At 72.9% G+C, this 5,104-nt stretch carries 5 protein-coding genes, 1 tRNA gene and 1 pseudogene; all 7 read right to left on the bottom strand.

Features of this window, described 5'->3' with window-relative positions; all coding sequences use genetic code 11:
* Positions 1-252, bottom strand: a pseudogene (locus tag AC13HU_RS31635) (ABC transporter ATP-binding protein); the annotation flags it as partial.
* 444 nt (positions 253-696) lie between these two features.
* Positions 697-769: transfer RNA gene (locus tag AC13HU_RS31630), tRNA-Arg, on the bottom strand.
* Positions 770-921: 152 nt separating this feature from the next.
* A complete protein-coding gene (gene paaE / locus AC13HU_RS31625) occupies positions 922-2,049 on the bottom strand; it encodes a 1,2-phenylacetyl-CoA epoxidase subunit PaaE (protein WP_483045411.1) in 1,128 nt (375 codons plus the stop codon).
* Entirely contained in the window at positions 2,049-2,570 is a 522-nt protein-coding gene (gene paaD / locus AC13HU_RS31620; RefSeq protein ID WP_483045410.1) for a 1,2-phenylacetyl-CoA epoxidase subunit PaaD, read from the bottom strand. Before paaD ends, paaE begins: the two co-directional genes overlap by 1 nt.
* Positions 2,564-3,478, bottom strand: coding sequence for a 1,2-phenylacetyl-CoA epoxidase subunit PaaC (gene paaC / locus AC13HU_RS31615; RefSeq protein ID WP_483045409.1), 915 nt, complete (start codon positions 3,476-3,478; stop codon positions 2,564-2,566). Before paaC ends, paaD begins: the two co-directional genes overlap by 7 nt.
* Positions 3,479-3,503: 25 nt before the next feature.
* Positions 3,504-3,854, bottom strand: coding sequence for a 1,2-phenylacetyl-CoA epoxidase subunit PaaB (gene paaB, locus AC13HU_RS31610; RefSeq protein ID WP_483045408.1), 351 nt, complete (start codon positions 3,852-3,854; stop codon positions 3,504-3,506).
* Complete coding sequence (gene paaA, locus AC13HU_RS31605; protein WP_483045407.1) at positions 3,851-4,867, bottom strand: 1,2-phenylacetyl-CoA epoxidase subunit PaaA; 1,017 nt, start codon at positions 4,865-4,867, stop codon at positions 3,851-3,853. Before paaA ends, paaB begins: the two co-directional genes overlap by 4 nt.
* Positions 4,868-5,104 lie beyond the last annotated feature (237 nt).

Raw genomic sequence — 5,104 nt, 5'->3', positions numbered from 1 at the left:
GTGCGAGACGCCGACCGTGACCGCCCCGGTCGTGGCGCCCAGCCTGCGGGTCCGCGCCACGCAGCGGTCGAAGACCTCCCGCTCGCTGTGCGCGTCGAGGGACGCGATCGGCTCGTCCATGACGAACCGCAGCAGGTCCCCCCGCAGCGACGCGCGGGCCGGCGAGATCCGCTGCCACTGCCCCTCGGACAGCCCGACGTGTCCGAGACGGCGCCCCACCCGCGTCGCGGCGCCCTGCGGCAGCGCGGCCACGAACGCCGCGGCCCGCGCGCCATCTCCTGACGCCCACGCCGACTCCGACGCCCCACGCCGACGCCGGCGGAGTGCGCTGCGGCTGATCGGCTCGGATGGCCGGAGCCGCACGCCTGGTGCGCGGGCAACACGGTGCTGCGACTGCCACACCGGCCAGGCCCAGCGACCGCACATGTCGGCTGTCCGGGCGCCACGCCGACCGCGCCCGGACGGCCCACATGACCGCGGAGGCCGCTGCGGGGCGGCGCCGGCACGTCTACGAGCTGCGCGAGTGGGATACGCAGGGGCGAGAGCGATGAGTAGCACCCGTGACGCAGCAATGATCATTTAGGGGGCATTTAGGGGGCTGGGCCGATCCGGCGGGTTCCAGGAAACGGGTAGGGCCAGGTCAAGGAAACAGCCTCTGACCTGGCCCTACTTGACGTTCGCGCTGGCTAACAGGTGTGCCCCAGGCAGGATTCGAACCTGCGACACCGGCTTTAGGAGAGCCGTGCTCTATCCCCTGAGCTACTGGGGCGGGGATGGTGCCCCACCAAGGTGGTGCGCTGACACTGTACCGGTTGTCGGCGGCTCGCCGTGGAGCCGTCCGGGCCTTGCCGTACGGGACCGCGCGGGGAGGCAGTCGCGGTGGGGCAGAGGCGGGGCGGGGCGGCGTCCAGCCCCGTGGGCTCAGGCGTCGTAGTCGACGGTGAGCGTGTCGGACGCGGGGAAGGACTGGCAGGTCAGCACGTAGCCGGCGTCGACCTCGGCGGCTTCGAGGGCGAAGTTGCGGCGCATGTCGGCCCGACCTTCGGTGATCTTGGCCCGGCAGGTGCCGCAGACGCCGCCCTTGCAGGCGAAGGGGAGGTCGGGACGGGTGCGTTGGGCGCCGTCGAGGAGTGTCGTGTCGGTGGGCAGGGCGGTGGTCGTGGTGCGGCCGTCGAGGATGAGGGTGACCTGGCTGACCGGGCCCTCGACGGTGTCGTCCGCGTGGCGCAGGGGCGTGATGGGCTCGTCGTCGGCGAAGAACAGCTCCTGGTGGACGCGCTCGTCGGGTATGTGCAGCTCCGCGAGCAGGTGCCGGGCGTCGGTGACCATGCCGTGCGGGCCGCACAACCACCAGTGGTCGACGCTCGGTACGTCGACCAGGCCCTCGATGAGCGCGGCGAGCCGGTCCGCGTCCAGGCGGCCGGACAGCAACTCCGCCTCGCGCGGCTCGCGCGACAACACGTGCCCTATCTGGAACCGCGCCGGGTGGACGTCCTTCAGGTCGGCCAGCTCGTCGGCGAACATCACCGTGTCGGTGCGGCGGTTGCCGTAGAAGAGGGTGACCTGCGAGACGGCGTCGGCGGCGAGCACGGACTCGGCGATGGACAGCATCGGGGTGATGCCCGAGCCGGCAGCGACGAGCACGTGGTGGCCCGGAGTGCCGAGGTCGGGGGTGAACGCCCCACTGGGCGCCATCGCCTCGACCGTGTCCCCGGGGCGCAGGTCGTTGACCAGCCACGACGAGAACAGCCCGTCGGGCACGACGCGTACTCCGATACGGGGCGGCGCGCCCGCGGGTGAGCAGATCGAGTAGGAGCGGCGTTCATCGCGCCCGTCCACCATCCGCCGCAGGGTCAGCGACTGCCCGGGCCGGTGGGCGAACTCCGCGGCCAGCTCGGCGGGTACGTCGAAACCGACGGCCACGGCGTCCTCGCACAGCGGCCGTACCTCGCTCACCTGCAGCGAGTGGAACGCGGGTCGCCGCCGCGGGCGTACGGTCCCGTCCGCCGCGCTTGCGGCGGCCGTGCCGGTCGCGGTGGTGGGGGCCATCACAACTCCTTGACGTGCTCGAAGGGTTCCAGGCAGCCGCGGCAGCGCCACAGCGAGCGGCAGGCGGTCGCCGAGAACGGTGACGTCTGCTCGGTGTCGGTGCTGCCGCAGCGCGGACAGGGGACGGCCTGCCGGGTGGCGCCGAGTACCAGCGGCACCGGGCCGTTGGCCCTGCGCGGTGCGGGGCCGGGGGGCGCGATGCCGTGCTCGTGCAGCTTGCGCCGGCCCTCGGGGCTGATCCGGTCGGTGCTCCACGGCGGGTCGAGCACGGTGCGGATCTCGACGCGCGCGAACCCGGCCGCGTGCAGCCGTGCTGCCACGTCGGCCCGCATCTCGGCCAGGGCGGGGCAGCCCGAGTACGTCGGGGTCAGGCTGGCGACCACCGTGCCGTCCGAGGTGGTGCGCACCTCGCGCAGCACCCCGAGGTCGGCCAGCGTGAGCATCGGCAGCTCAGGGTCGGGGACCTCGGCCGCGATCCGGCGGGCCCGCTGCTCGTCGAGCCGGGTGGGTGTGGTCACCATGTCGCCTCCGGGTGGGCGCGTGCCACGCTCTGCAACTCCTCCAGCAGCGGGGCCAGATGTTCGGTGTGCTCGCCGTGCCGGCCCCGGTACGGTGCCACGGGCCGCTCGGGCAGGTCGAGCCCGGCAGCCACCAGCACCTGCCGCAGTACGCCCAGCGTCTCCTCGCGTACGGGGCCGGAGATCTGTACGGCGTCGGCATCGGCGGCCGGGCCGGCCGGGGCGCCGCGGACGGCGGTACCGGTCGCGGCGAGGACTTCCTCGACGTACGGCGCGAGGTCCTCCAGGGCGGCGCGCATCCGGCGGTGCGACTCCTCGGTGCCGTCGCCGAGCCGCACCACCCAGTCGGCGGCGTACTGCCGGTGGTAGGTCAGCTCGGGCACCGCCTTGGCCGCGATCGCGGCGAGCACCGGGTCGGGGCCGGCAGCGAGGCGGCCGAGCAGCGCGAGCCGCCAGGTCGCCAGGACCAGCAGCCGGGCGACGGTGAACGCGAAATCCCCGTTGGGCAGTTCGGCGAGCGCCACGTTGCGGAAGTCGCCGGGATCGCGGAAGTAGGCGTACGCGTCCTCGCCGCGGTCGGTGCCGTCGACCTGGCCGCAGCGCGCGTACAGCATCCGGGCCTGGCCGAGCAGGTCGAGGCCGATGTTCGCGAGCGCGACCTCCTCCTCCAGCTCCGGAGCCCTGGTGCACCACTCGGCCAGGCGCTGGGCGGCGACCAGTGCGTCGTCGCCCAGCGCGAGACACACCGCGGCGAGTTCGGCCGCGTCCACGTCTTCCGGCAGCGTGGTGTCGACGCCGTGCAGCGGGTCGGCGAAGCCGGTGCCGAACGCCCAGCGGGTGTCCGCGTCGCCATGATCCTCGGTCAGGGAGAGGTAGACGTGGTCGTCGTCGGCCGTCTCGGTGTGGTCCATGCCGTCTGCCTCCTTCGGGTGGGCTTCAGATGTGGGGAACGTCGTCGGGGATGTCGTAGAACGTCGGGTGCCGGTAGACCTTGTCGGCGCTCGGCGCGAAGAACGGGTCCTTCTCGTCGGGAGTGGACGCGGCGATGTGCGAGGAGCGGACAGCCCAGATCGACACCCCCTCGTTGCGGCGGGTGTACAGGTCACGCGCGTGCGTGAGCGCCATCGTGTCGTCGGCTGCGTGCAGGGAGCCGACGTGGACGTGGTTCAGTCCGCGCTTGCCCCGCACGAACACCTCGTACAGCGGCCAGTCGCCCTTGGCGGCGGGAGTCGCACCGGCCGCATCATCGGGCCGGGTGGAGTCGTTGCCGTTGTCTGCGCTGCTCATGCCGCCGCCCCTTCCGACGCCTGCCCCGCAGCCCGCTCGGCCTGCTTCGCGGCGTGCGCCGCGGCCGCCTCGCGCACCCAGGCGCCTTCCTCATGTGCGGCCGTGCGCCGTGCGATCCGCTCGGTGTTGCACGGTCCGTCGCCGGCTATCACCCGCTGCAACTCCGACCAGTCGGGCGTGCCGAAGTCGTGCCGCCCGCGCTCCTCGTTCCACCGCAACTGCGGGTCGGGTAGGGTGACGCCGAGCTTCTCCGCTTGCGGGACGGTCATGTCGACGAACCGCTGGCGCAGCTCGTCGTTGCTGTGCCGCTTGATCTTCCACGCCATGGAGGCGGCCGAGTTGGGCGAGTCGCCGTCGGGCGGCCCGAACATCATCAGCGAAGGCCACCACCAGCGGTCCACCGCGTCCTGCACCATGGCGCGCTGCGCCTGCGTCCCGCGCATCATCGTCAGCAGCAGCTCGTAGCCCTGGCGCTGGTGGAAGGACTCCTCCTTGCAGATCCGCACCATCGACCGCGCGTAGGGACCGTACGAACTGCGGCACAGCGGCACCTGGTTGCAGATCGCCGCGCCGTCCACGAACCAGCCGATCACCCCGACGTCGGCGAACGTGGGGGTCGGGTAGTTGAAGATTGACGAGTACTTCTGCCGGCCGGAGATCAGCCGCTCGGTCAGGTCCGCCCGGTCGGCGCCGAGGGTCTCGGCCGCGGAGTACAGATACAGCCCGTGGCCGGCCTCGTCCTGCACCTTCGCGAACAGGATCGCCTTGCGTCGCAGCGACGGCGCTCTCGTGATCCACTCACCCTCGGGCTGCATGCCGATGATCTCCGAGTGTGCGTGCTGCGCGATCTGCCGGACCAGCGTCCGGCGATACCCCTCGGGCATCCAGTCGCGCGGCTCGATCCGCTGATCCCTGTCGATCGTCGCGTCGAAGCCGGCCTGGAACCGCCGGCCCTCGGGGTCCCGGTCCCGGCCTTCGTCCTGGTCCGCGGCGCGCGCGGGTCCTGCGGTCATCGCTGCCTCCCAACCGACCATTCGTTCGGTTCGAGTCTCGCCGATTCCGGCGGCCCGCGCAAGCACGGGAGGGCGGGCCTGTGGACAACTGCGGAGCTGTGGACAACCGCGGGAGTCGGCCGCGGCGGGTGGCGGTGGAGGGGGCGGCCGGAGCCTAGGCGCGGAGCGGTGGCCGGGTGGCGCGGCCGGCGGGCAAACGGGCCCGGCGGGCCGGCGGGCCGGCCGTGGGGGTCGGGG

The sequence above is a fragment of the Streptomyces sp. NH27 genome (assembly GCF_056859195.1).
The sequence above is the reverse complement of the archived record's forward strand: the minus strand, read 5'-3'. Positions and strand labels throughout refer to the sequence as shown.